This is a genomic window from Shewanella profunda (genome assembly GCF_023283765.1).
Lineage (GTDB): Bacteria > Pseudomonadota > Gammaproteobacteria > Enterobacterales > Shewanellaceae > Shewanella > Shewanella profunda.
On the sequence record NZ_JAKILG010000033.1, the window covers coordinates 22,905 to 46,711 of the forward strand.

The 23,807-nt window shown below is 47.8% G+C and carries 20 protein-coding genes; 19 read left to right on the plus strand and 1 reads right to left on the minus strand.

Annotated features, from left to right (window positions below; translation table 11 throughout):
* Positions 1-11: 11 nt before the first annotated feature.
* From leuB to glpK, 5 genes are all read left to right on the plus strand, one after another.
* On the plus strand, positions 12-1,106 hold the full coding sequence (gene leuB, locus L2744_RS14895) for a 3-isopropylmalate dehydrogenase (RefSeq protein ID WP_248992657.1): 1,095 nt from the start codon (positions 12-14) through the stop codon (positions 1,104-1,106).
* A gap of 23 nt (positions 1,107-1,129) precedes the next feature.
* A complete protein-coding gene (gene leuC, locus L2744_RS14900; protein WP_248992676.1) occupies positions 1,130-2,530 on the plus strand; it encodes a 3-isopropylmalate dehydratase large subunit in 1,401 nt (466 codons plus the stop codon).
* Positions 2,531-2,557: 27 nt separating this feature from the next.
* Entirely contained in the window at positions 2,558-3,163 is a 606-nt protein-coding gene (leuD, locus tag L2744_RS14905; RefSeq protein WP_248992658.1) for a 3-isopropylmalate dehydratase small subunit, read from the plus strand.
* Positions 3,164-3,688: 525 nt separating this feature from the next.
* Positions 3,689-5,038: an outer membrane protein transport protein gene (locus L2744_RS14910; protein WP_248992659.1), complete on the plus strand. Its 1,350-nt coding sequence runs from the start codon at positions 3,689-3,691 to the stop codon at positions 5,036-5,038.
* A gap of 196 nt (positions 5,039-5,234) precedes the next feature.
* Complete coding sequence (gene glpK / locus L2744_RS14915) at positions 5,235-6,719, plus strand: glycerol kinase GlpK (RefSeq protein WP_248992660.1); 1,485 nt, start codon at positions 5,235-5,237, stop codon at positions 6,717-6,719.
* An 85-nt stretch (positions 6,720-6,804) separates the two neighbouring features.
* Here glpK and L2744_RS14920 read toward each other — a convergent pair whose 3' ends face one another.
* The gene (locus L2744_RS14920) at positions 6,805-7,134 is read right to left on the minus strand and encodes a hypothetical protein (protein ID WP_248992661.1); all 330 of its coding nucleotides are present in this window, start codon (positions 7,132-7,134) and stop codon (positions 6,805-6,807) included.
* Between the two features lie 671 nt (positions 7,135-7,805).
* Here L2744_RS14920 and mraZ point away from each other — a divergent pair.
* The 14 genes from mraZ to ftsZ all read left to right on the plus strand — a co-directional run bounded on the left by mraZ (position 7,806) and on the right by ftsZ (position 23,781).
* Positions 7,806-8,264 (plus strand): division/cell wall cluster transcriptional repressor MraZ, encoded by a 459-nt coding sequence (mraZ, locus tag L2744_RS14925; protein ID WP_011624306.1) that lies wholly within the window; start codon positions 7,806-7,808, stop codon positions 8,262-8,264.
* A 31-nt stretch (positions 8,265-8,295) separates the two neighbouring features.
* On the plus strand, positions 8,296-9,237 hold the full coding sequence (gene rsmH / locus L2744_RS14930; protein ID WP_248992662.1) for a 16S rRNA (cytosine(1402)-N(4))-methyltransferase RsmH: 942 nt from the start codon (positions 8,296-8,298) through the stop codon (positions 9,235-9,237).
* Positions 9,238-9,247: 10 nt separating this feature from the next.
* The gene (gene ftsL / locus L2744_RS14935) at positions 9,248-9,562 is read left to right on the plus strand and encodes a cell division protein FtsL (protein ID WP_248992663.1); all 315 of its coding nucleotides are present in this window, start codon (positions 9,248-9,250) and stop codon (positions 9,560-9,562) included.
* A gap of 13 nt (positions 9,563-9,575) precedes the next feature.
* The gene (locus L2744_RS14940; protein ID WP_248992664.1) at positions 9,576-11,327 is read left to right on the plus strand and encodes a peptidoglycan D,D-transpeptidase FtsI family protein; all 1,752 of its coding nucleotides are present in this window, start codon (positions 9,576-9,578) and stop codon (positions 11,325-11,327) included.
* Positions 11,324-12,829, plus strand: a complete 1,506-nt coding sequence (gene murE, locus L2744_RS14945; protein WP_248992677.1) for a UDP-N-acetylmuramoyl-L-alanyl-D-glutamate--2,6-diaminopimelate ligase — start codon at positions 11,324-11,326, stop codon at positions 12,827-12,829. Before L2744_RS14940 ends, murE begins: the two co-directional genes overlap by 4 nt.
* A 64-nt stretch (positions 12,830-12,893) precedes the next feature.
* Positions 12,894-14,276 carry a UDP-N-acetylmuramoyl-tripeptide--D-alanyl-D-alanine ligase gene (locus L2744_RS14950; protein ID WP_248992665.1) on the plus strand — a complete coding sequence of 461 codons (1,383 nt, stop codon included), beginning with the start codon at positions 12,894-12,896 and terminating at the stop codon, positions 14,274-14,276.
* Positions 14,277-15,359, plus strand: a complete 1,083-nt coding sequence (gene mraY / locus L2744_RS14955; protein ID WP_248992666.1) for a phospho-N-acetylmuramoyl-pentapeptide-transferase — start codon at positions 14,277-14,279, stop codon at positions 15,357-15,359. It begins immediately after the preceding gene.
* 6 nt (positions 15,360-15,365) lie between these two features.
* Complete coding sequence (gene murD, locus L2744_RS14960) at positions 15,366-16,685, plus strand: UDP-N-acetylmuramoyl-L-alanine--D-glutamate ligase (protein WP_248992667.1); 1,320 nt, start codon at positions 15,366-15,368, stop codon at positions 16,683-16,685.
* Complete coding sequence (gene ftsW / locus L2744_RS14965) at positions 16,675-17,886, plus strand: cell division protein FtsW (protein WP_248992678.1); 1,212 nt, start codon at positions 16,675-16,677, stop codon at positions 17,884-17,886. Before murD ends, ftsW begins: the two co-directional genes overlap by 11 nt.
* Positions 17,886-18,974 (plus strand): undecaprenyldiphospho-muramoylpentapeptide beta-N-acetylglucosaminyltransferase, encoded by a 1,089-nt coding sequence (gene murG / locus L2744_RS14970; RefSeq protein ID WP_248992668.1) that lies wholly within the window; start codon positions 17,886-17,888, stop codon positions 18,972-18,974. The genes ftsW and murG overlap by 1 nt, the downstream gene beginning before the upstream one ends.
* A 2-nt stretch (positions 18,975-18,976) precedes the next feature.
* Positions 18,977-20,443: a UDP-N-acetylmuramate--L-alanine ligase gene (murC, locus tag L2744_RS14975; RefSeq protein ID WP_248992669.1), complete on the plus strand. Its 1,467-nt coding sequence runs from the start codon at positions 18,977-18,979 to the stop codon at positions 20,441-20,443.
* Positions 20,444-20,594: 151 nt separating this feature from the next.
* A complete protein-coding gene (locus L2744_RS14980) occupies positions 20,595-21,344 on the plus strand; it encodes a cell division protein FtsQ/DivIB (protein WP_248992670.1) in 750 nt (249 codons plus the stop codon).
* Positions 21,325-22,560 carry a cell division protein FtsA gene (gene ftsA, locus L2744_RS14985; RefSeq protein WP_011718494.1) on the plus strand — a complete coding sequence of 412 codons (1,236 nt, stop codon included), beginning with the start codon at positions 21,325-21,327 and terminating at the stop codon, positions 22,558-22,560. Before L2744_RS14980 ends, ftsA begins: the two co-directional genes overlap by 20 nt.
* 33 nt (positions 22,561-22,593) lie before the next feature.
* Entirely contained in the window at positions 22,594-23,781 is a 1,188-nt protein-coding gene (gene ftsZ, locus L2744_RS14990) for a cell division protein FtsZ (RefSeq protein WP_248992671.1), read from the plus strand.
* Positions 23,782-23,807: the final 26 nt, after the last annotated feature.

The following is a 23,807-nucleotide window of genomic DNA, read 5'->3' on the forward strand; positions in this document are numbered from 1 at the left end:
TTGGCTGGCGTATGAGTTATCAAATAGCAGTATTAGCAGGGGATGGGATCGGTCCTGAAGTGATGGCAGAGGCGCGTAAAGTGCTGCGTGAGGTTGAAGCGCGTTTCGATTTGAATATCGAATACACTGAATTCGATGTTGGCGGTATTGCCATTGATAACCACGGTTGCCCACTACCCGATCCCACGCTAAAGGGCTGTGAAGCGGCCGATGCGATCCTATTTGGCTCGGTAGGCGGTCCTAAGTGGGAAAAGTTACCGCCAAATGAGCAACCTGAGCGCGGCGCGCTACTACCTCTGCGTGGTCACTTCGAATTGTTTTGCAATCTGCGCCCAGCAAAATTGCATGATGGCTTAGAACATATGTCACCGCTGCGTAGCGATATTTCCGCCCGTGGATTTGATGTCTTATGTGTACGCGAGTTAACCGGCGGCATTTATTTTGGTAAGCCAAAGGGTCGTCAAGGCGAAGGCGAAAATGAAGAAGCCTTCGATACCATGCGTTATAGCCGCCGCGAAATTAGCCGTATCGCCCGCATCGCCTTCGAAGCCGCCCGTGGTCGTCGTAAAAAAGTGACCTCAGTGGATAAAGCCAATGTGCTCGCCTGTTCAGTGTTATGGCGCCAAGTGGTTGAAGAAGTGGCGGTGGATTTCCCTGATGTCGAGCTTGAACACATCTATATCGATAATGCGACCATGCAACTGCTGCGTCGCCCCGATGAGTTCGATGTGATGCTATGTTCTAACCTGTTCGGCGACATTTTATCCGACGAAATTGCTATGTTAACGGGCTCTATGGGCTTGTTGTCATCGGCGAGCATGAACAGCACTGGCTTTGGTTTATTCGAACCTGCGGGTGGCAGTGCGCCAGATATCGCGGGCAAAGGCATTGCAAATCCTATCGCCCAAATTCTGTCGGCGGCATTAATGTTGCGCCACAGCTTAAAGCAAGAAGAAGCCGCCTGTGCGATTGAGCGCGCCGTCAGTAAAGCGTTAAATTCTGGCTATTTAACCGGTGAACTATTAAGCAGCGACAAGCGTAGCCAAGCTAAATCCACTCGCGAGATGGGTGACTTTATCGCCAATGCTATAAAGGAAGGTGTGTAATGACGACTGTGCCAAAAAACGCGGTGGCAAAAACGCTGTATCAAAAAGTATGGGATGCGCATATTGTTGCCTCTCCTGAGGGCGAAGCGCCGATCATTTATGTCGACAGACATTTAGTCCATGAAGTGACTTCTCCTCAAGCATTCAGTGGTTTAAAGGTAGCGGGCCGCAAACTGCGTGCGCCGGGAAAAACCTTTGCCACTATGGATCATAATACTTCGACCCGTAGCGCCAGCTTAGATGCCTTAAGCCCGATGGCACGCACTCAGGTTGAAACCCTAGCGCAAAACTGTAAAGACTTTGGCGTGCGTTTATACGACATTCACCATCCTAATCAAGGGATTGTGCATGTAATGGGCCCTGAATTGGGTATCACCTTGCCGGGCACTGTGATTGTCTGTGGTGATTCCCATACCGCGACCCATGGCGCCTTTGGGGCGCTGGCGTTTGGTATTGGTACTTCCGAGGTTGAGCACGTTTTAGCGACGCAAACTCTGCGTCAGCTAAAAGCTAAGACCATGAAGATTGAAGTGCGTGGTCATGTCACCGATGGCGTGACCGCCAAAGATATCGTACTCGCTATTATTGGTAAAATCGGCATGGATGGCGGCACGGGTTATGTGGTGGAGTTCTGTGGTGAGGCGATTGAAGCCCTGTCGATGGAAGGCCGCATGACAGTGTGCAATATGGCGATTGAGATGGGTGCTAAGGCGGGCATGGTCGCGCCGGATCAAACCACTTTTGACTATTTAGCAGGTCGCGAGTTTGCGCCTAAGGGCGAAGATTGGGCAGAGGCTGTCGCTTACTGGCAAGCCATAAAGACCGATGATGGCGCCGTGTTTGATGCTGTAGTTGAGTTAGATGCCGCCGATATTGCGCCGCAATTGACTTGGGGCACTAACCCAGGCCAAGTCGTAGCGATCGATGGCAAAGTGCCTAATCCTCTTGATGAAGCCAACCCAAGTACCCGAGCTAGTATGGAAAAGGCCCTAGAATATATTGGCCTGAGTGCGGGTACGCCTATGACAGACATCAGTATCAACAAAGTATTTATCGGCTCTTGCACTAACTCACGTATTGAAGATTTACGTAGCGCTGCCGTACATGCCAAAGGCCGTAAAGTCGCGAGTGGCGTCACCGCGATTGTTGTACCTGGTTCTGGCCAAGTGAAAGCCCAAGCCGAAGCCGAAGGTTTAGATAAAATCTTTATCGAAGCCGGGTTTGAGTGGCGTTTACCGGGTTGCTCTATGTGTTTAGCGATGAACGATGACAGATTAGAGGCGGGCGATCGCTGTGCCTCGACCAGTAACCGTAACTTTGAAGGTCGCCAAGGCCGTGGCAGTCGCACCCATTTAGTGAGCCCGGCAATGGCCGCCGCTGCTGCGGTGGCTGGGCATTTTGTCGATATTCGTAAACCTTACTAATTACCGTAAACCCAAGAGGAGAAGTTAATGCAACCTTTTACTACCCATACCGGGCTTGCGGTCATGATCGACAGCACCAATATCGATACGGATCAGATCATTCCGAAGCAGTTTTTATCTAAGGTGACGCGCGATGGTTTTGGGGTGCACTTATTCCATGACTGGCGTTATTTAGATGAGGCGGGCGATGTGCCCAATCCTGAGTTTTCATTGAACCAGCCTCGTTATAAAGGCGCTTCAATTCTTTTGTCGCAGGAAAACTTTGGTTGTGGTTCAAGCCGCGAGCATGCGCCTTGGGCGCTGGCAGACTTCGGTTTGCGCGCCATTATAGCACCGAGTTTTGCCGACATTTTTTACGGCAACTCAATCAATAACGGCCTATTGCCTGTGGCGTTAACCCACGCTGAGGTACGTCAGTTGATGGACGAAGTGGCGGCGCAAGAAGGCGCGCAAATCACGGTTGATCTCACCGCCTGTAAAGTGATTTCACCGTCCGGCGCCGAGTTTAGTTTTACGCTGGCAGAGTCGGCGAAACATAAGCTACTCAATGGTTTAGATGCTATTGGGCTGACCTTGTCCCATGAGGCACAAATCAGTCAGTACGAGTTGCAGATCTCTGGTTGGCGTTGTTAGTTTTTCAGCGAACACTTGTACCTGTGATGATGTAATAACAAAACGCCTTGACGAAAGTCTAGGCGTTTTTGTTAGGTGTACTCATGCCGTTTATTTTTAATTTATTGTATTTAAAGTATATTTTTTGTGTTGTCAGTAGCGACTGTCAAATTCTTTGAACTGGTAGTGATTTATGCTGCTGTTGGCAGCGATAAAACATAAACACTTGTATGGTTGTTATTTTTGTTTAACTTATTATTTATATTGTGTTTTACTGTCTAAATTTCATTTTTTTAGATGTATTAAGCGAATCTTGTTGGCGGATTTTCTAGTTTGTTTTGATATGAAAAGTGATTTAAATCACTAAACACCTTTAAAATGTCTATTTTTCTAGTTCTTTTATCTGTTTTATCTCCTTTGGTTGCAAACATCTTCTGCATCAGTAAACTGCCCCCGCATTCAATGTGGAGTGTTTACTCTATTTTGTGTGAACCCTGAGTACTGAGCTGAATAGTACAGAGAGCAATAATATTTTAGAGAATCACAATGGAAAAACGTCTTTTGACTTTGGCTGTTACTGCGGCCTTATTAAACATAACAACTCAAGTTCATGCCGCGGGTTTTCAACTTGCTGAATACTCTTCTACTGGGTTAGGTCGCGCCTTTGCGGGTGAAGCTGCCATGGCGGATAACGCATCTGCCCAAGGCCGAAATCCTGCAATGCTCACTTATTTAGAAGGTCGCCAGTTATCTGCGGGTGGCATTTATGTGATGCCAAATGTCGATGTGACGGGTGAAGTTAGCTTAAGCTCGTCACTCATTGGTCCAGACCCTGTAGTGATGCAAGGTGGTGATGCGCTGGATGTCGCCGATGATGCACTAGTGCCTAATTTTTATTATTCAAATCAACTAAATGAACAATGGACTTGGGGCCTAGCGATTAACTCTAACTATGGTCTAGCTACTGAGTTACCTGCGACCCACGCAGCGGCTATTTTTGGTAACAATACATCGGTGACAATCGTTGAATTTAACCCCAATATCGCCTATCGCATCAGTGATGCAGTCAGCGTCGGTGGTGGCGTTCGCATCGTTTATGGTGAGGGCGAAATTGGTGCCTCATTACCGGGGTGGGTTGATGGTATAAAGCCGGCCCTTCCAGAACAAGTCGCGAGTAAGTTGCCTGTGGGTGGCACTGAGCTTAAGAGCTTGAAGGGGGATGATATTGGCTATGGCTGGCAGTTGGGTGCGAGCTGGCAGATTAATCCTGCGCACCGTTTGGGTTTTGCTTACCATAGCGGTGTTAAGCTAGATCTTGATGGTCATGCTTCAGGGGTAATTTATACGGGTGGGGAAGATGTATCTATCGAAGGTTATATACCATTAGAGCTACCAGCTTTTGCTGAATTGGCATCACACCATCAACTGACCGATAACTGGGCCATACATTCTAGTGTAAATTGGACAGATTGGAGTGTGTTTGACCAGTTAGTGACATACTTCCCTGGGGAAGTTAAACCAAAGGGTGACTTAGAGTCAGACCTAGTGAAAGAAGAACACTTCAAAGATAACTGGCGTTTTGCACTGGGCACCACTTACCAACTCAATAATGACTGGTTAGTGCGCACTGGTATTGCTTTAGATAAAACAGCTGCGAATGATGAGTGGCGTACGACCACTATTCCGGATACAGACCGTTTGTGGTTCTCTTTGGGCGCAGGTTATCAAGCAACTAAAAACCTCAATGTCGATTTTGCGGTGACTTATATTAAAGCCACTGGTGATGCACCCATTAACGAACAGCAAAACCTACAGGGTATCGCGACAGTTAATTTTAATGGTGAAGCGACCGGTAATGTGTGGCTTGCGGGTATTCAAATGAGCTATAGGATGTAAGCTCTTCGTAGATTTTAAAAAGCCCTGAATTTTCAGGGCTTTTTTGTTGGTGTTCTGCTATTTTTCTATACTTCCACAATGCAAGCTTACTGGTCAAGGGGACAAAATCTGAATATATTCAGATTATAATCTCTGAGTCTGGTAGATGTTTTTCACATGCAGAATGGCGATCAGAGCATAAAGGCAGGATAGCAACGTGCAGAAAAAATACGTAGTGGCTTTAGATCAGGGCACGACAAGCTCAAGGGCAATAGTGTTCGATCACGACGCAAACATTGTCAGCGTGTCCCAGCGAGAATTTACCCAGTTGTACCCTAATCCCGGTTGGGTCGAGCATGATCCCATGGAGATTTGGGCAACTCAGAGCTCGGTATTGGTTGAAGTGCTGGCCAGAGCCGGTATTCACAGTGATGAAGTGGCCGCGATTGGGATTACCAATCAGCGGGAAACCACCGTTATTTGGGAGAAGGCCACTGGTAAACCTATCTACAACGCGATTGTATGGCAGTGTCGTCGTAGCGTTGAGATTTGTGAGCAACTCAAAGCTCAATGGTTAGAAGAATATGTGCGTGAGAATACCGGTTTATTACTCGACCCTTATTTTTCAGGCACTAAGATCAAATGGATTCTAGATAATGTGCCCAACGCCCGTGCGCAAGCTGAGCGTGGCGAGTTGTTATTCGGCACTATCGATACTTGGCTCGTGTGGAAATTAACCGAGGGCAAAGTGCATGTCACCGATCCCACTAATGCTGCCCGTACACTGTTATTTAATATCCACAGTTTGACTTGGGATACTAAGTTACTCCAAGCCTTAGATATTCCGGCGTCTATGCTGCCCGAAGTCAAACCGTCCTGCAGCGTCTATGGCAGCACACGGATTGCGGGCGAAGGCAGTGAGATTCAAGTTGCGGGAATGGCGGGCGATCAGCAGGCGGCCCTTTTCGGTCAATTATGTGTCGAGCCAGGTATGGCGAAGAATACCTATGGCACAGGCTGTTTCTTGTTGATGAATACGGGGACAAAGGCGGTGCGTTCCCGCCATGGTTTACTGACCACAGTTGCCGTGGGGCCAAAGGGGGAGGTGAATTACGCCCTCGAAGGCTCAGTATTTATGGGCGGTGCGACCATTCAATGGTTGCGGGATGAGCTCGGGCTCATTCGTGATGCTAGCGATACCGAGTATTTTGCTTCTAAGGTCGCCGATACCAATGGCGTGTATTTGGTGCCCGCCTTTGTGGGACTCGGTGCGCCATATTGGGACCCGAATGCCCGCGGTGCACTATTTGGATTGACCCGTGGTGCGAACCGTAATCACATTATCCGTGCGGCGCTGGAGTCGGTCGCTTACCAGAGTAAAGATTTACTCGATGCCATGATCAAAGACAGTGGTGTAAGCCTTAAGCGTTTAAAGGTGGATGGCGGCGCGGTCGCTAATGATTTCCTCATGCAGTTTCAAGCCGATATTACCGATGTAGAAGTGTTAAGGCCGAGTGTCTGTGAGACTACGGCTTTAGGTGCGGCATTTTTAGCGGGTCTTGCGGTCGGTTTTTGGATCAGCGTGACGGAACTTGAGCACAAGGCTGGTATTGATAAACACTTTTTACCCAATATTGATACCAATACTCGTATGCAATTGTATGCGGGATGGCAGGATGCCGTCGCAAGAACCCGTTCTTAAACTATAGGAATAAAAACAGCAAAGGCATTTATCCGTTAGGAAAAGTGCCTTTGTTATTACACTTAAACGCATATCTGTAAATTATTTATACTTCAACATCAATAATATGTCGACTCGGTGGTTTTTTGATTTCTGCACTATCGTCAGTCACCTCAAGCACTGCGCCTTCTTTTAACTCTTCAGCTTGATCTGATGCACGACGTTTTTTATTCCGGCTGGTTTCTGATTCTTTACGCCTATCTCTCACTTTTGCATCACGGCGTTCCAGCGTTGGGGGTAATTGCGACTGTGGTGCTTCATGGCTGTCAGGGGCATTTGCTGTGGGACTATGCACTTGGTCGACGACCCGCTTGGGGTGCAATACGGCTTTTACTGGTTGTGCCAGCATGGCATAAATACTATCTAGTCCACTCATAACGCCTCCTTAGTTTTATCCATCTTAACCTTATATCGGCAGAAGTTGGTTAATATTTAGACTATATGTGATTTTGTGCTCCGGAGCGACATTGATTGGTTTCAGTATTTACTCCAAGTTTATCCTCCCTAGGAGATAACGATTTGTTGTTTTTAGTGATTGGAGCTCATTTTATCATCGGTTATTTTTGGTCTTTACCTTAGCCATAAAATTAATATTCAACAAATGAATAGAAATGATCGTCTTTAGTTTGAGTGAAATGAAAGTATTCATGCTAAGTTTCACTCTTTTTTAGCCCTCAAACAGGGTTAGATCCCGGCATAATTCTGTTGAATTTTTAATATTCAGTGTTATTTATCACCCGATTGCCTTATCAAAAAATAGAAATTATTACTCAATTTTGTCTTTCAACTACCTGAAAGCTAAAGGTTGCTGCTTTTTTCAACTCTATTTATCCCTATGCTTTCCATCGTTTAGCTGATTCTAGGCTGATATTTTGTCAAAACTTTGTCACTAAGCCATAGGCCTGACATGCTGCTAACCCGCTTGCTGACTGGCTTTATAAAAGGATTCCATCCCTTGACAATGCTTGTCTACTGTCCCTAAACTTAGCAGTTGTGGGAAATAGTGGATATTTGTGGATCAAAAATCACAGGATGGGATGAATTAGCGTGTTTCGTGGAGCCAGTGCTATCAACTTAGATACAAAGGGACGGATCGCTATTCCAGTGCGATACCGCGAACCTTTGCAGCTTGAGCACCAAGGCCGCATCGTGATTACCGTTGATATTCAATCCGCCTGTTTACTCTTGTATCCAATCCATGAATGGGAATTGATTGAAGCTAAGTTATTGAAGCTTTCCGATACCGATAAGACCCAAAGATCCTTAAAACGTATGTTGCTGGGTTACGCCCACGAAGTGGAGCTTGACGGCAACGGGCGAATATTACTGCCACCACCACTGAGGCAATACGCCAATTTAGATAAGCGCATTATGCTGGTGGGACAACTGAATAAGTTTGAGCTGTGGGATGAGCAAGCTTGGCTGCAGCAAATTGATGAATGTCAGGAAACTATTCGAAGTGAGGAGCTTGCTAATAACGAGCGCCTGGCAGATTTTTCACTCTAACGAGTCGCAATAATTATATTAAGAAGAGAGTATGAGTCAGGAATTTGCCCATTTATCCGTTCTGTTAGCAGAAACGGTTGGCGGTTTAAACATCAAAGACGATGGCATCTATATCGATGGCACGTTTGGCCGCGGTGGTCATTCAAGACAGATATTGCAACGACTCGGTGACAATGGTCGATTGATTGCAATTGATCGCGATCCCCAAGCGATTGAGGCGGCAAAACAATTTAGTGATGATCCGCGTTTTCAAATTGTTCACGGTGGTTTTGGTCAATTAGCTGATTATGTTGAAGAACTTGGACTAGTTGGCAAAATCGATGGCGTGTTACTCGATTTAGGTGTGTCTTCACCTCAACTTGATGATGCCGAGCGCGGTTTTAGTTTTCTACGTGATGGCCCACTCGATATGCGTATGGACAACAGCCAAGGCCAAACAGCCGCACAATGGTTGGCCCGCGCCGAAATTGAAGATATGGCGTGGGTATTTAAAACCTATGGCGAAGAGAAAAATGCCCGCCATATTGCGCGTTGTATTGTGGCAGATCGTGAGAAAACACCATTCTTACGCACTAAGGATTTAGCCGACTTAATTGCGCGTATTACTAAGCATAAAGAACGCAATAAGCATCCCGCGACTCGGGTGTTTCAGGCAATTCGCATTTATATCAATAGTGAATTAGATCAAATTGATCAGGCGCTTGAAGGCTCGTTAGCCGTGCTTGCCCCCCAAGGGCGATTATCGATAATCAGCTTCCATTCCTTAGAAGACCGAATTGTTAAGCGCTTTATTCGCCGCCATAGTCAAGGCGAAAGTGTGCCTCACGGTTTTCCGGTCACTGAAGACCAAATTAATAAGTCGCGTAAGCTACGAGCTATTGGTAAGGCGATTATGCCGTCCGATGAGGAAATTGAACGCAATGCCAGAGCCCGTAGCTCAGTGTTACGCATTGCCGAGCGTTTAGATTACTAAGGGGCGTACTGTGAGTAAGCCCTCATTAAATTTACCACGAGTGGTACTGCATGACCTGTGGTCACACAAATGGATTTTGCTACTGGCTTTACTCGTGCTCAGTAACGCGGTTGTTGTTGTCTATATCAGCCACGCTAGCCGTAATCTCACAACACAGTGGGATCAGCTGTTGCAGGAACGGGATAGGCTAGATATTGAATGGCGCAATTTATTGTTGGAAGAACAAACGCAAACAGAGCATAGCCGTATTACGCGCATTGCATCGAAAGAACTCAACATGAGTCGCCCGTTACCCAGCGAAGAGATTGTGGTAAAGGTGCCGTGAGTATAGGGAAGATATGATTAGGCAAGCAAAAACCAAACAGGCGAGCAAAAAGCAAAAACCGCAACTTATCCATTGGCGTTTATACGTGGTGGTTGGGTTTGTGTTTGCGCTATTTTCGAGCTTAGTGGGGCGAGCTGCTTATATTCAAATTATCGAGCCCGATAAATTACGCCATGAAAGCGATATGCGTACTTTGCGTACCACGAGCCGTGAAGTTCAGCGGGGTCTAATCACAGATCGAAATGGTGACATGCTAGCTGTGAGTGTTCCTGTTCGTGCAGTTTGGGCTGATCCAAAGCAAGTTAATGATAACAATGGTTTTGCCGATATGCGTCGCTGGCAAGCCTTAGCCGATGTGTTACATGAACCAATTGAAGATGTGTTAGATAGGGTTCGTAGTAACCCAACTAAACGCTTTACCTATCTTAAACGCCAAATCACTCCCGCAGTGGCCGATTACATTACTCAGTTGAAGTTACCTGGGGTGTTTTTAAAATCAGAATCCCGCCGTTACTATCCTGGCGGTGAAATTACCGCTCAGCTTATCGGCATCACTAACATAGATGATGTTGGTATTGAAGGCGTTGAAAATGCTTACAATAGCTGGTTGACAGGGACACCATCCAAACAAAAAGTGCGTAAGTCGCGCGACGGCCATGTAGTCGAGCACCTAGATATAGTACAAGAAGGCGAGAGTCCAAATGATCTTGTACTGAGTATTGATCATCGTATTCAGCAGCTAGCCTACCGTGAGCTTAAACGTACTACAGAGATGAACCAAGCCACCTCGGGCTCGATTGTGGTACTTGATATTCATACGGGTGAAGTGCTTGCCATGGTAAACACCCCTTCTTACAACCCAAATTCCCGCGATAATCTGCAAACCTTCAGAATGCGCAATCGCGCTATGACAGATACTTTCGAACCGGGTTCGACCATTAAACCTTTTGTGGTGGCGGCGGCACTTGAGGCTGGCACAGTTAAATCGACCGATATTATTGCTACATCTCCAGGCTGGATGCGTTTAGGTGGCCGCCAAGTTCGTGATCCCAATAATTATGGTGATATGAGCCTTGCACGCATTTTGGCTAAATCTAGCAACGTTGGGATCAGTAAGTTAGCGCTGTCTATTCCGGTACAACAACTGCTTGGTACTTATCAATCCATGGGACTAGGCAGTTTTTCGGGGATTAATCTCACGGGTGAAAGCGCTGGCGTGATTCAGGATCGTCACCGTTGGTCTGACTTTGAGCGTGCAACGCTATCTTTTGGTTATGGTTTAACGGCAACGACGCTACAACTTGCGCGTATGTACGCCACTTTAGGTAATGGTGGCACTCTGTATCCAGTTTCGATTTTAAAATTGAAAAAGCCACCCGAAGGTGAGCGTGTTATTTCAGCTAATGTTGCCCGCGATGTATTACAGATGATGGTGACTGTCACAGAAAAAGGCGGCACAGGCACTCTAGCCCATATCGATGGTTATCCTGTTGCGGGTAAATCAGGCACGAGTCGTAAAGCCGTTGCTGGTGGCTATGGTGATGATTATGTTGCTTTATTTGCTGGCGTTGCGCCAGCGAATAATCCTAAGTTAGCCATAGTCGTTGTGGTCAACGAGCCTAAGGGTGATCTCTATTATGGTGGTTCAGTGGCAGGGCCGGCATTTGCTAAGGTCATGTCTGGCGCACTGCAAATGTTAAATGTTGAACCTATTTCCGATAAAGAACAGGTGCAATTGGCGGGAATTGCCGGGAGAGCAGAATAATGTTGTTACGGGATCTGTTAGCGCCTTGGTTCAACTATTCGGGTAATCAGTCCTTCAATGAGTTGACCTTAGATAGCCGCGCAATACGTCGCGGCGATGTGTTTTTGGCGTTGCCAGGACACAAGGTAGATGGCAGACAGTTTATTGAAAAAGCGTTGGCCTTAGGTGCCGCAGCCGTATTAGTCCACACGGATGATACTGAGCAACATGGTAAAGTGTTGTTGGACGATAATGCCGAACACGGCGTGCAGATTTATTTCTTCCAACTAAGTCGTCAGGTATCTGCGATAGCCGCTCAGCGTTATCCCTTAGTGCATAAGTCCGCCGCCGTTACGCCCTCCCTTGGCGTTATCGGTATTACCGGCACCAATGGCAAAACCTCGACCAGTCAATTGATTGCACAGCTGATGACTTCACTGGGGCGAAAAGCTGCAGTCATGGGCACGTTGGGAAATGGCCTGTGGGGTGAGTTAGTTGATAGCGGTAATACCACTGCCGATGCGATTACCCTAATGCGTCAGTTGCATGAATTTGAAGCCCAAGGCGCGAGCATTTGTGCTATGGAAGTGTCGAGCCACGGGCTAGTGCAAGGTCGCGTCGATGCAGTGCCATTCGATGTCGCCGTGTTCACTAACCTGACGCGGGATCACCTCGATTACCACGGGGACATGGAAAACTATGCTGCCGCTAAGCAGAGCATATTTCGTTTCAGTACCTTAGGTCACGGTCTATTGAATCTCGACGACCCTGTTGGCGAAGCTTGGTTGATTGAGCTTAAAGGCACACTGGCACAGATCTGGGGCTTTAGTATCGAAGGTCATCAAGCCGCGGCTTTTTATACCCAAGATGCTAAGTTTGACGATCAAGGCGTAAGTGCAACATTAGTGTGGCCCGAGGGCAAAACTCATATCCACTCGCCACTTCTTGGTGCTTTTAACCTATCAAATTTGCTTGCGGCGTTATCGGCCTTGTATCTGCAAGGTTTTGATATGAAAGCCTTAGCCGAGCAGGTGCAATATTTAACGCCCGTCGCAGGTCGTATGGAGCGTTTCACCACTGCAGATAACATCACCTTAGTGGTCGATTATGCCCACACGCCCGATGCAATTGAGCAGGCCTTAAACGCGCTGCGTCGCCATTGTGCGGGTGACTTATGGTGCGTGTTTGGCTGTGGTGGCGACCGCGATAAGGGTAAGCGCCCTTTAATGGGCCAAGCTGCAGAGCAGTTTGCCGACCGTATTATGGTGACTAGCGACAATGCGCGTAGTGAAGATCCCGCACAAATTATTACCGATATTATCCAAGGACTCGCAACCCCAGAGCGCGCATTGACTCAGGTTGACCGTATCACAGCGATTAAAGAGGTTGTGGCATTGGCTAAAGCTGGCGATCTGATCTTACTTGCGGGCAAAGGCCACGAAACTTACCAAGAGGCGGCAGGTGTGCGTCATGACTATGATGAACGCGCCTTGGCACGCCAGTTATCGGAGCAATCAAAATGATCCCTCTTTCTCGTCAACACTATGATGAACGCGCCTTAGCACGCCGATTATTGGAGCAGTCAAAATGATCCCTCTTTCACTCGAGGTGCTAAGTCAACACTTAGGCGCGCATCGAGTCGGTGGCGACGTCACCATCCAAGATTTAAGCAGTGATAGCCGTAAAGTCGGTGCTGCAACCCTGTTTGTTGCCTTAAAGGGTGAGCGTTTCGACGGCCATGATTTCGCTGCTACAGCCATTGAGAACGGCGCCGCGGCGTTAATGGTTGAGCGTGAGTTAGCCTTCGATATTCCCCAGCTGATAGTGTCAGATTGTCAAAAGGCCATGGGGGCTATAGGTGCCTATGTTCGAGACCAAATCAATCCTATTTGTGTGGCTTTAACTGGCTCAAACGGCAAAACCAGTGTAAAGGAAATGATCGCGACGATTCTGTCGGCAAAGCATCAAGTTTTGTACACCGCTGGCAACTTCAACAATGAAATCGGCGTACCACTCACTTTATTGCGGTTAACACCAGAGGATGAATTTGGGGTGTTTGAGCTTGGCGCTAACCATAAAGGTGAGATTGATTACACCTCTGGGCTGGTGCGTCCGAATGTGGCATTAGTTAACAACGTCGGCAGTGCGCATTTAGAAGGATTTGGATCGCAAGCCGGTGTCGCCCAGGCTAAATCGGAAATATTTAACCATCTGCAGGCCGATGGTACTGCCATCATCAACGCCGATGATGCCTTCGCCGATGTGATGAGTGTTAAAGCAAGACCTTACAAACAATTGCGTTTCTCCCAACAAGAGGGCGCGGCAAAACGCCATATTGACGTGATCGCAACGGGCCATAAAGCCAATGCAGATGGCTGTTATCGTTTTATCCTTAACTACTTAGGTGAGTCTTGCAAAGTCAAGTTACCGCTTGCAGGGCGCCATCAGGTCAGTAACGCTTTAGCCGCAGCAAGCGTATGTATTGCATTGGGATTAAGTTTGACTGACATCGCCCACGGCTTAAGCCAATTAACGCCAGTAAAGGGACGTATGCAGCCGAGTCAATTAGGGCGAATTCGTCTAATCGACGACAGCTATAATGCAAATCCTGTATCCGTTGGGGCTGCAATCACTTGGTTAAAGGAAATTTCTGAAAATCGTTGTTTGGTACTGGGAGATTTGGGCGAATTAGGCGACAATGCGCCCCTTTTACACGCCGAACTCGGACAACTGGCAAAACAGCAGGGGATTGATGCGCTGTTTTGTACCGGAACGTTGAGTCAGCATACGAGCCAAGCTTTCGGGGCGGAGCACCATGAGAGCGTGGGCATATTAGTCGAAAAACTTATAAAGCATATTAACCAGTTGCCGGGACAGGTGACGGTTTTAGTCAAAGGTTCACGTAGCGCCGCCATGGAGCGGGTCGTGGATGGCCTAACAGTAGCCTTCGGGCGTGGGGAGTTAGTGTAAATGCTGGTATATCTGGCTGAGTATTTAACCCGTTTTTATACTGGGTTTAACGTGTTTTCCTATGTGACATTTCGAGCCATTTTAGGCTTATTAACCGCATTGATTTTTAGTTTATGGTGGGGACCAAAACTGATTGAACGTTTGCAATTGCTGCAAATTGGTCAAGTTGTGCGCAACGATGGCCCAGAGTCGCATTTTAGTAAACGTGGCACACCGACTATGGGTGGCTTGCTGATATTGGCGGCTATCTTTATTAGCGTATTGCTGTGGGGTGACCTCGGTAGCCGCTATGTTTGGGTGATGTTGTTTGTGCTTGGCAGTTTCGGTTTGATCGGTTTTATCGACGATTATCGCAAAGTGGTGCGTAAAGATACTAAGGGTTTGATTGCCCGCTGGAAGTACATTCTCCAATCCTTGGCTGCGCTGTTAATCGCCTTCTTTTTATATGCAACAGCATCCAATCCTGGTGAAACTCAGCTAGTGGTGCCTTTCTTTAAAGACGTGATGCCACAGCTTGGCGGCGTATTTATTGTGCTGGCGTACTTCACCATTGTGGGTTCGAGCAACGCAGTAAACTTAACCGATGGGTTGGATGGTTTGGCGATTATGCCGACTGTGATGGTGGCTGCGGCATTTGCGCTGATTGCTTACCTATCGGGTCACGCTCAGTTTGCCAATTATTTGCACATTCCACATCTGCCGGGTTCGGGTGAGCTAGTGATTGTGTGTACTGCCATTGTTGGCGCTGGCTTAGGGTTTCTGTGGTTTAACACTTACCCTGCACAAGTCTTTATGGGCGATGTTGGCTCATTATCGCTAGGTGCTGCCTTAGGTGCTATCGCAGTGCTTGTGCGCCAAGAGATCCTGCTTGTGATTATGGGCGGCGTGTTTGTGATGGAGACTGTGTCTGTGATCCTACAGGTTGGTTCCTATAAATTACGCGGTCAACGGATCTTCCGTATGGCACCTATCCATCACCATTATGAATTGAAAGGCTGGCCTGAACCTCGAGTAATAGTACGCTTTTGGATTATCTCGATATTCTTGGTCTTACTCGGCTTAGCCACATTGAAGTTAAGGTAATAGGTTATGCAAAATCAGTATTCACACATAGTGTTAGGTTTGGGGGCAACAGGTTTGTCCGTAGTGCGCTATTTGTGTGGAAAGGGCATTACGCCACTGGTGATGGATAGCCGTAGACAACCTCCGGGGAAAGATACACTCGCAGCATCTTTCCCCGAAGTGCAGTTAATTGCGGGTGGATTTGATTGTCGTTATTTAGTACAAGCCACCCAAATTATTATTAGCCCAGGTATTGCCATCGACACGCCAGAAGTGCGCGCGGCGGTAGATATGGGGATTGAGGTCATTGGTGACGTTGAACTCTTTGCCCGTGAAATAGCTGACCGTAAACCCTGCGTGATTGGCATTACTGGCTCAAATGGTAAATCGACCGTTACGACCCTAGTGGGCGAAATGGCAAAAGAAGCAGGTATTGCCGTAGCTGTGGGTGGCAATATTGGCGTTCCAGCTTTGGATTTGCTGATTGAAAATGCCGACTTGTTTGTGCTTGAACTCTCTAGTTTTCAGCTAGAAACAACCCATAGCCTGAATTGTGTCGTTGCCACCTGTTTAAACGTAACTGAAGACCATATGGACAGATATAGCGATCTCGATGCCTATCGCAACGCCAAATTGCGTCTGTATCATCAGAGCCGCGCAGTACTGTTTAATCGTGACGACGCATTAACTAAGCCCAATGAACCTATGAACCAAAACAGTTTTGGTTTAGCGCCACCAGAGGGTGATGAATGGGGCATTGGCGATAGTAAGATTTATCACGGTCGCAGTGAAATTATGCCTATCACCGAAGTGTCGCTGATAGGCAGCCACAACCATGCCAACTTACTGGCCGCAATGGCACTTGTCGATGCTGTGGGCGTGGATAAATATGCCATGGCAAAAGTTGCGCGTACTTTTACTGGCCTGTCCCATCGCTGTGAAGTTGTTGGTGTCAAAGCGGGCGTGACCTATGTAAACGACTCTAAGGCGACTAACGTAGGTGCCACAGTTGCGGCACTTGATGGATTAAGTGATCACTTAGGTGACATTATTTTAATTGCTGGTGGTGATGGTAAAGGCGCCGATTTTTCCCCTCTAGCGGTGGCTTTAACCAAGGTGACACACCTTATCACCCTAGGTCGCGATGGCAAAAAGATCGCTGCGTTAAAAGAGGGGGCGATTAGAGTCGACACTATGGCGGCGGCAGTGGCGAAAGCTGCTGAATTGGCAACCTCCGGCGATATCGTTTTATTATCACCCGCCTGTGCGAGTTTAGATATGTACAGTAACTTTATGGCGCGGGGTGACGATTTCCGCAACCTTGTGGGGCAACTCGATGGCGAGTGATGCAAGACAACTCAGCCTGTTTGGTCGCTTGCTATCAGCAATGCCAAACTGGCAACGTGATACTGAAGTGCCGGGCGTGCAATTGTACGACCGCGCTTTGTTCACTGCTGTGTTGTCTTTAATCGGTTTTGGTTTTGTGATGGTGATGTCGGCATCTATGCCTGAGGCTCAGACACTAACCGGAAACCCGTTTCATTTTATGACCCGCCATATGGGTTATTTGATTGGTTGTTTTGTCATTGCGGCTTTCGTGCTACGGGTTGATATGCAAACTTGGCAGCGTTTAAGTCCAATCATGTTGTTAGTTGTTGGTTTGATGTTGGTTGCAGTACTGCTGGTAGGAACAACGGTCAATGGTGCCACGCGTTGGTTATCTATCGGCCCTATTCGCATTCAAGTCGCAGAGCTGGCTAAGTTTGCTTTCTCTGTGTATATGGCGGGTTATCTTGTGCGTCGGCATCAAGAGGTTCGTGAAAACTCCAAGGGCTTCTACAAGCCGATTGCAGTATTTGCGATTTACGCCATTTTGATTTTAATGCAGCCAGACTTAGGTACAGTTGTGGTGTTATTCGTTGGAACTGTGGGGTTATTGTTCCTTGCCGGTGCGCGGTTACTCGATTTCTTTGCACTGATTTTTACTGGGATTTTAGCCTTTGTAGCGTTGGTATTGCTAGAACCTTACCGTATGCGCCGGGTCACTTCATTTATGGACCCTTGGCAGGATCCCTTTGGTAGTGGCTATCAGCTAACTCAATCTTTAATGGCCTATGGGCGTGGTGATTGGTTTGGTCAAGGTCTAGGTAATAGTATTCAAAAATTGGAATATTTACCCGAAGCCCATACCGACTTTATCTTCGCCGTTATTGGTGAAGAGTTAGGTTTTATCGGCATTATAGCTGTGTTGGCCGTATTACTGTTTGTCGCATTGCGAGCGATTCGTTTAGGTAACCTTTGCCTTGTTATGGATAAAGCTTTTGAAGGTTATCTAGCCTATGCCATTGGCATTTGGATCTGCTTCCAAACCGTCGTGAATGTCGGGGCAAGTATTGGCATGTTGCCAACAAAAGGGTTAACACTGCCTTTTGTTAGCTACGGTGGCAGTAGCTTATGGGTCATGACAGCGGCGGCAATGACATTGTTACGCATCGATTACGAACGGCGCATGAGTTTAGTTCAGGCCGTGCAAGGGAGATTGAAGTAATGACCCAAGAGGGTAAACGTATTTTAGTCATGGCGGGCGGTACGGGTGGACATGTGTTCCCGGCGCTAGCGGTGGCCAAGTATTTAGCGCAACAGGGTTGGCAAGTGCGTTGGTTAGGCACGGCTGATCGTATGGAGGCGCGTTTGGTACCTCAATATGGATTTGATATTGATTTTATCGATATCAAAGGCGTTCGTGGTAATGGTTTGGTTCGTAAATTGGCGGCGCCCTTTAAAGTGATCCGCTCTATCTTGCAGGCCAAGGCTGTGATTGCGGAATTTAAACCAGATGTCGTACTCGGCATGGGTGGTTTTGCCAGTGGTCCTGGCGGTGTGGCTGCAAGACTTGCGGGTATTCCGTTAGTGCTGCATGAGCAAAATGCTATTCCGGGAATGACTAATAAGCTGCTATCTCGAATTGCAACTCAAGTGTTATGTGCTTTTAAAAACACCTTTACCACAGTGAAAGCCAAGGTAGTGGGTAATCCAATTCGGCGTGAGCTAATAGCGCTAGGCGCTGAGCCAAAACCCCTTGCCGATGATGCTTTAAAAGTGCTTGTGGTGGGTGGAAGTCTTGGCGCCAAAATATTTAACGATTTAATGCCCGCAGTGGTCGCAGCTTTAAGTAAACAGCAATCCATTACAGTTTGGCATCAGGTTGGTAAAGATAATTTAGCAGGTGTAAAAGCGGCATATCAGCAGCAAGGCCAAGACGGCGGTGTAAACATTGCCGAATTTATTGATGATATGGAAGCCGCCTACCGTTGGGCAGATGTGGTGCTGTGTCGAGCAGGTGCACTAACAGTATCAGAGTTAGCCGCAGTGGGGCTTCCAAGTATTTTGGTGCCCTATCCCCATGCGGTGGATGATCACCAAACACGTAACGGTCAAGTATTGGTTGAGGCTGGCGCTGCTTTCCTATTGCCGCAAGCCATCTTGGACGTAGATAAACTGGTGAGTAAATTACAATTGCTCGCCAATGACAGAGCAGAATTAGCCCGTATGGGCCAAAGAGCAAGGGACGTTGCCGTATTGGATGCGACCGAGCAGGTTGCCCAAGTGTGTAACACTCTTGCTAAGAAAGGATAAGCATGACTAAGACAGAAAGATACATACAGCTAAGAAGCATGATCCCCGAAATGCGCCGTATTAAGCGTATTCACTTCGTCGGCATTGGCGGCGCGGGCATGGGCGGGATAGCTGAAGTGTTAGTAAACGAAGGCTATCAGGTGAGTGGTTCGGATATCGCGCAGAATGCTGTGACCGATAGATTGTGTTTACTCGGTGCCAAGATCCAAATTGGTCATGCCGCCGACAACGTACAGCAAGTTGATGTGGTGGTGGTTTCGACCGCGATAAACCCTGAAAATCCTGAAATTATCGCCGCCAAAGAGTTACGTGTTCCTATTGTTCGTCGCGCCGAAATGCTGGCTGAGTTAATGCGTTATCGCCATGGTGTTGCTATTGCTGGTACCCATGGTAAAACCACGACAACCAGCCTTATCGCTAGTGTTTATGGGCAAGCAGGGCGAGATCCCACCTTTGTAATTGGTGGCTTACTTAATAGCGCAGGTACTAATGCAAGATTGGGCACAAGTCGTTACTTGATTGCCGAAGCTGATGAAAGTGATGCGAGCTTCCTGCATCTGCAGCCTATGGTCAGCGTTGTAACCAATATTGAAGCCGATCATATGGATACCTATGGCGGTGACTTTGAAAAACTGAAATCGACCTTTGTGGATTTTCTGCATAATTTGCCATTCTATGGTGTGGCAGTCGTGTGTATTGATGATCCCGTTGTACGTGAAATTATGCCGCGTATTGGTCGTCACTTAGTCACTTACGGCTTTAGTGATGACGCCGATGTTCAAGCATTGAACTTTAGCCAGCAGGGCCATCAATGCCGCTTCACTGTCAGACGCAAAGGCAAGGAAGATTTAGATCTACTGCTGAATTTACCGGGCCAGCACAATGTGCTTAATGCACTCGCCGCGATTGCAGTTGCGACCGAAGATGAAATTGATGATAGCGCTGTTATTCAAGCATTGGCTGAGTTCCAAGGTATAGGCCGCCGCTTCCAGCACTTAGGTAAGTTTGCCACACCTAAGGGTGAAGTGATGTTAGTCGATGACTATGGTCACCACCCAAGTGAAGTGGCAGCGACCATTAAAGCTGCGCGTGCAGGTTGGCCTGAAAAACGTTTAGTCATGGCCTACCAGCCACATAGATACACTCGTACGCGTGATTTGTATGAAGACTTCATCGACGTATTATCCCAAGTTGATTGCCTACTGTTGCTTGATGTGTATAGCGCGGGGGAAGCTCCTATTACTGGCGCCGATGGGCGCGCACTGTGTCGTTCAATCCGCCTGCGCGGCCAATTGGATCCTATCTTCATCGCTAGCCCAGAACAGTTAGCTGAAGTACTACCCGATGTGTTACAGGAGGGGGATTTATTATTAACCCAAGGTGCGGGTAATATAGGCGCCCTATCGCGTCAATTAGCCACATCGGAATTGGGCTTTGCAACGGTAGAGGCAACAAAGGTACAACCTTGATGCATAGTGCTTGAACTGTGGTTAAAAGGAAATTTTGACCAAAAGGTTTAGCTCTATATAATGGCCGGTTTTCTGTGGTTTTTGGTAAGTGTCGTTAAAGGTGGGATCAAACGTGTCTTGGAGTGATAAGAGGCGACACTGGTGGGCGAGAATGTCACGGGTCAATTGGTACCTGTGGAGTGGGATTGGCTTTTTAAGTTTAGTGATTGGTAGTTTTGTGTTTGCCGGTTACCAACTGCATAAGTTTTTGAATGATGCCAGTACGCTACCGATTGAAGCGGTTGCCATCAAAGGTGAACGCACTTACACCACAGATAGAGATATACAGATAGCACTACAGGATTTAATGCAGCGGAGTTTTTTTAGTGCTGACATCTCCTTAGTACAGCAAGCATTAGAAGCCTTGCCTTGGGTATATCGTGCGTCAGTAAGGCGTGAGTGGCCAGCGAAACTCAGGGTGTATTTGCAAGAACAACAACCGGTCGCCCATTGGAATGGAGCATCATGGTTAAATGTGCATGGCGAAGTGTTTGAAGCGCCAGCGCGCCCAGAGCTTGAGCATCTGCCGCAGTTATCAGGGCCAGATGATTTGGGAGCCGAGGTATTAACCGCTTATGCGCAGGTTAATTCGTTGTTGAAGATTAATGATTTTACCTTAGCCAGCTTGAATTTAACGCCGCGTCATGCGTGGCATGCGACCCTAGGAAATGGCATAGTTTTAGACCTAGGGCGAGAAGATAAAATTGCTCGGATACAAAGATTTATTACTGTTTATCCTCTTTTGGCGAAACAAGATAAACCGATTGCCAGAGTGGATTTGCGCTACGACACAGGGTTGGCCGTAGGCTGGGGCGATGCACAAACAAGAGAACTGATAATTAATGACCAAAAACCAAGATAGAAATCTGATCGTCGGATTGGACATAGGAACCTCTAAGGTCGCAGTGATCATAGGCGAAGTTCTGCCCGATGGCGAAATCAGCATAGTCGGACTTGGCAATCATCCTTCAAGGGGCATGGATAAAGGTGGCGTTAACGATTTAGACTCCATCGTTCGTAGTGTGCAACGTGCGCTCGACCAAGCAGAATTAATGGCAGATTGCCAAGTGTCATCGGTTTACCTGAGTATTTCAGGTAAACACATCGCCTGCCAAAATGAAAATGGCATGGTCTCGATCAACGATGAAGAAGTGACCCAGGAAGATGTGGACAACGTGATCCACACGGCTCGCTCGGTGAAGATCCCGACTGAACGTCGGATCCTGCACGTGCTGCCACAGGAATATGCCATTGACGTCCAAGACGGTATTCGCAGCCCAATCGGCATGTCAGGCATGCGGATGGAAGCCAAGGTACATATAGTAACCTGTGCCAATGATATGGCGAAGAACATCACTAAAAGCGTTGAGCGCTGCGGTTTAAAAGTCGATGACTTGGTGTTTTCGGGCATTGCTTCGGCGGATGCCGTGCTGACCTTCGACGAAAAAGACTTAGGTGTGTGTATCGTCGATATCGGCGGTGGCACCACAGATATTGCAGTGTATACCAATGGTGCCCTGCGTCACTGCGCGGTTGTGCCAGTGGCTGGCAACCAAGTGACGAACGATATTGCGAAGATATTCCGCACACCATCATCGCATGCAGAACAGATTAAAGTGCAGTTCGCCTGTGCGCGAAGCTCCATGGTGAGCCGCGAAGACAGTATCGAAGTGCCGTCGGTAGGTGGCCGTCCATCGCGGAGCATGTCACGCCACACGCTAGCCGAAGTGGTAGAACCAAGATATCAAGAGCTGTTTGAGCTAGTACTCAAAGAGTTGAAAGACAGTGGTTTAGAAGATCAAATCGCCGCAGGTATTGTGCTCACAGGTGGCACAGCGTCGATTCAAGGTGTGGTGGATATTGCGGAAGCGACCTTCGGCATGCCAGTTCGTGTAGCGTCACCGTTACCGATCAAAGGTTTATATGAATACGTGGATCAGTCCATTTACTCCACAGGAGTCGGGCTGCTTCATTACGGTGCAAGAAGGGTGCTTGAGCGTCAGTTCGAGCGTCCTGAGCGCCAAGGGGTAACTAGCGCTTGGAATCGGGTCCAAAGCTGGTTTAAGGGCGAATTTTAATTTTCATAACGCAGGCAACACGGAGATCAGACAATGTTTGAGATCATGGACACTCACTCAGACGACGCGGTGATTAAAGTCATCGGCGTTGGCGGCGGCGGCGGTAATGCTGTCGAACATATGGTCAAACACAACATTGAAGGTGTTGAGTTTGTCGTTACTAACACAGACGCGCAGGCGCTACGCAAATCAAGTGCCGGCTCAACGATTCAATTAGGCCGAGATGTCACTAAAGGTCTTGGAGCAGGGGCAAACCCAGATGTGGGTCGCGCTGCAGCCGAAGAAGACCGTGAAAACATTCGCGCCGCGATCAAAGGTTCAGATATGATCTTTATCGCCGCGGGTATGGGCGGTGGTACGGGTACTGGTGCAGCACCAGTCGTAGCACAAATCGCTCGCGAAGAAGGTATTCTTACCGTTGCGGTTGTGACTAAGCCTTTTCCATTTGAAGGCAAAAAACGTATGGCTTATGCCGAGCAAGGTATTGCAGAGCTGGCTAAGCACGTGGATTCATTAATCACGATTCCAAACGAAAAATTATTAAAAGTACTCGGCCGTGGCACTTCTCTACTCGATGCGTTCGCCGCAGCGAATAACGTGTTACTTGGTGCGGTACAAGGTATTGCCGAACTTATCACGCGTCCTGGTCTGATTAACGTCGACTTCGCCGACGTGAAAACTGTGATGTCCGAAATGGGTAACGCCATGATGGGTACGGGTGTTGCTCGCGGGGAAGACCGAGCTGAAGAAGCAGCAGAAGCTGCTGTTGCCAGCCCATTATTAGAAGATATCGACTTAGCTGGTGCGCGTGGGGTGTTAGTCAACATTACCGCGGGTATGGACATGAGTATCGAAGAATTCGAAACCGTGGGTAATCACGTTAAGGCTTACGCTTCTGACAACGCGACAGTGGTTGTCGGTGCGGTCATCGACCCTGAAATGAGCGATGAACTGCGTGTTACGGTTGTCGCTACTGGTATTGGCGCTGAAAAGCGTCCCGATATTCAACTGGTTTCTAAACCCGCTCCGCGTCCAGAGCCAGTGATTGTGGAACCAAAAGTAGAAGCCTATGTCGAAGAAGTTGTGCATGTAAACTATGCTGCACCTAAAGGTAACGTGTTACCAACGGCCGCACAGTCCGCACCGGCTCCAGCACCTTCGACAAAGCATGAACTGGACTATCTTGATATTCCAGCATTTTTGCGTAAACAAGCTGATTAAAGACAGTATTTGAGTCCAGCGTGTAT